The sequence below is a fragment of the Lentzea aerocolonigenes genome (assembly GCF_000955955.1).
GTDB lineage: Bacteria > Actinomycetota > Actinomycetes > Mycobacteriales > Pseudonocardiaceae > Lentzea > Lentzea aerocolonigenes_A.
Genome location: NZ_JYJG01000050.1, coordinates 1 through 1433 on the forward strand (window position 1 = coordinate 1; position 1433 = coordinate 1433).

At 56.1% G+C, this 1433-nt stretch carries 1 rRNA gene; it reads right to left on the reverse strand.

Going from position 1 to position 1433, the window contains the following annotated elements:
* Window positions 1-47: 47 nt before the first annotated feature.
* Window positions 48-1433: ribosomal RNA gene (locus UK23_RS09510) — 23S ribosomal RNA — on the reverse strand; the annotation flags it as partial.

The following is a 1433-nucleotide window of genomic DNA, read 5'->3' on the forward strand; positions in this document are numbered from 1 at the left end:
GGTCCTGGTTGTTCTTCCAGAACCGCACAGTGGATGCGTAGCATTTTTGTAACAAGTCCTCGGCCTATTAGTACCAGTCAGCTCCAACCGTTACCGGTCTTCCACCTCTGGCCTATCAACCCAGTGGTCTAGCTGGGGGCCTTAACTCACGAAGAGTGGGATACCTCATCTTGGAACGAGCTTCCCGCTTAGATGCCTTCAGCGGTTATCCCTTCCGAACGTAGCCAACCAGCAATGCTCTTGGCAGAACAACTGGCACACCAGCGGTCCGTCCGTCCCGGTCCTCTCGTACTAGGGACAGCCTTCCTCAAGTATCCTACGCGCGCGGCGGATAGGGACCGAACTGTCTCACGACGTTCTAAACCCAGCTCGCGTACCGCTTTAATGGGCGAACAGCCCAACCCTTGGGACCTACTCCAGCCCCAGGATGCGACGAGCCGACATCGAGGTGCCAAACCATGCCGTCGATATGGACTCTTGGGCAAGATCAGCCTGTTATCCCCGGGGTACCTTTTATCCGTTGAGCGACCACGCTTCCACAAGCCATGGCCGGATCACTAGTTCCGACTTTCGTCCCTGCTCGACCCGTCAGTCTCACAGTCAAGCTCCCTTGTGCACTTGCACTCAACACCTGATTGCCAACCAGGCTGAGGGAACCTTTGAGCGCCTCCGTTACTCTTTGGGAGGCAACCGCCCCAGTTAAACTACCCACCAGGCACTGTCCCTGATCCGGATCACGGACCGAGGTTAGACATCCAATACGACCAGAGTGGTATTTCAACGACGACTCCGCAACCACTGGCGTGGCCACTTCACAGTCTCCCACCTATCCTACACAAGCCGAATCGAACACCAATACCAAGCTATAGTAAAGGTCCCGGGGTCTTTCCGTCCTGCCGCGCGTAACGAGCATCTTTACTCGTAATGCAATTTCGCCGGGCCTGCGGTTGAGACAGTCGAGAAGTCGTTACGCCATTCGTGCAGGTCGGAACTTACCCGACAAGGAATTTCGCTACCTTAGGATGGTTATAGTTACCACCGCCGTTTACTGGCGCTTAAGTTCTCAGCTTCGCCCTTGCGGACTAACCGGTCCCCTTAACGTTCCAGCACCGGGCAGGCGTCAGTCCATATACATCGTCTTGCGACTTCGCATGGACCTGTGTTTTTAGTAAACAGTCGCTTCTCGCTGGTCTCTGCGGCCGTCTCGCCCTAGCCCGTAAAGAGCTTCAAGCGCTACGGCCCCCCTTCTCCCGAAGTTACGGGGGCATTTTGCCGAGTTCCTTAACCACAGTTCGCCCGATCGCCTCGGTATTCTCTACCTGACCACCTGTGTCGGTTTGGGGTACGGGCCGCGTGAAAGCTCGCTAGAGGCTTTTCTCGGCAGCATGGGATCACTCTACTTCGCCTCAATCGGCTACGCATCACGTCTCAGG